This window comes from Pantoea sp. CTOTU49201 (genome assembly GCF_032054795.1).
Lineage (GTDB): Bacteria > Pseudomonadota > Gammaproteobacteria > Enterobacterales > Enterobacteriaceae > Pantoea > Pantoea symbiotica.
Map to the genome: position 1 here is coordinate 1 of NZ_DAMBSA010000634.1, position 1,516 is coordinate 1,516.

3 protein-coding genes are annotated in these 1,516 nt (G+C 58.9%); all 3 read left to right on the forward strand.

Translation table 11 applies throughout. From position 1 onward, the window contains the following. Positions 1 to 373 (forward strand): substrate-binding domain-containing protein (locus RTY00_RS24660; RefSeq protein ID WP_312666734.1); only part of this gene is annotated, 373 nt, incomplete at its 5' end. A 125-nt stretch (positions 374 to 498) separates the two neighbouring features. After that, positions 499 to 1,245 (forward strand): sugar phosphate isomerase/epimerase, encoded by a 747-nt coding sequence (locus RTY00_RS24665; protein WP_312666735.1) that lies wholly within the window; start codon positions 499 to 501, stop codon positions 1,243 to 1,245. A gap of 10 nt (positions 1,246 to 1,255) precedes the next feature. Beyond that, positions 1,256 to 1,516: PfkB family carbohydrate kinase (locus RTY00_RS24670; RefSeq protein ID WP_312666736.1), on the forward strand; the 261-nt coding region annotated here is incomplete at its 3' end.

Genomic DNA, 1,516 nt, shown 5'->3' on the forward strand with positions numbered 1-1,516 from the left:
AGAGAATGCCGAAGTGGCGCTGCATCAGCCCGACGCGCTGGAAAAACAGCTGCGCGATTTCCATCAACGCCATGCAGATAAACGCTGTGCGGTGATTGCCGCCAATGGCGCGCTGACCTTACAAGTGGCGCGCGCGCTGCAACGTCTTGAGCTGCGCTGGGGCGAAGCGATTGGCCTGCTGGGCTTTGATGAGCTGGAATGGGCGGCGCTGGCGGGCGTCGGCATCACTACTTTAAAACAGCCCACCTGGCAGATTGGTTACGCCGCGTTGGAACAAGTCATTGCACGCATCGAAGGCAGCGAGCAATCGATCAGCGAACAGCTTTTCTCCGGCGAGCTGATCGTGCGCGGCTCCAGCCAGCCGCTGCGCTAACCTCCCCTTTTATGGCTCACTTCGTGAGCATGATCATAATTTCACGGTCTGCCCCTTCTCTTTGGAACCGGTTCCATTTAGGTTTTTTATAACGAATGGGATGTGGTCATGCCCGGAGAAACGTGATGAAACCAGAAATTATTGTTGTAACTGCCGCATACGGCGCGCAGAAAGTAGCGGAATTGGGTGGTCAGGCCGCGCTGTTGCCGTTGATCAAACAGGCGGGCGCGGATGGCGTCGAAATCCGTCGCGAGCTGTTCAACGAAAATGAACTCTGCCTGCTGCATGCGCTCGGCAATGCGATTTCCCAGCATCAGCTAAGCGCAAGCTATTCCGTGCCCGAAGCGCTGTGGCTGGATGATGGCGCGCTGAATCCGCGTCTGGCGCAGTTCCTGCAGGAAGCTGAACAAATCGGCGCTAAGCGCCTGAAAGTGGCGCTCGGTCATTTTGTGGAACTCGATGCCAGCACGCTGCGCGATGTGTTGAAAGCCTCAACGGTGACGCTGGTGGTTGAGAACGATCAAACCCCGGACAGCAAACTGGCGCCGATGCTGCGCTTCTTCCATCAGGCCTGCGATGCCGCATTGCCGCTGGATATGACCTTCGATATGGGCAACTGGCAGTGGACCGGCGAAGACGGTTTACAGGCCGCTGCGCAACTCAGCCGCTACGTTAGCTATATTCACGTTAAAACGGCGGTGCCGCACGGTGAGACTTTCCGCGCTATCGCGCTGGATCAGGCCGACGATAGCTGGCGTTCGCTGCTGAACGCGCTGCCAACCGACGCACCGCGCGGCATCGAATTCCCGCTGGAAGGCGCGGATTTGCTGGCGGTCACGCGCCATTACGTTGACCTGCTGCGTGCAGCGTAAGGAGCCGATGATGACGCAAAAAACGCTGGATGTGGTGACGATTGGCGAAGCGATGGCGATGTTTATCGCCCAGCAAACCGGCGATCTCGCCGCAGCGGAAGGCTTCGTCAAACGCATCGCCGGTGCCGAACTCAACGTAGCGATTGGCCTGGCGCGTCTCGGTTTGCAGGTCGGTTGGGTGAGCCGCGTCGGCGACGACAGCTTTGGTCGCTTCACGCTGCAGCAGCTGGAAAAAGAGGGCGTCGATCACCGCTGCGTCACCACCGACGCA

What these genes read in the sequence shown, in the direction of transcription:
- RTY00_RS24665 (WP_312666735.1), top strand. Translation starts at nt 499, where the DNA reads ATGAAACCAGAAATTATTGTTGTAACTGCCGCATACGGCGCGCAGAAA.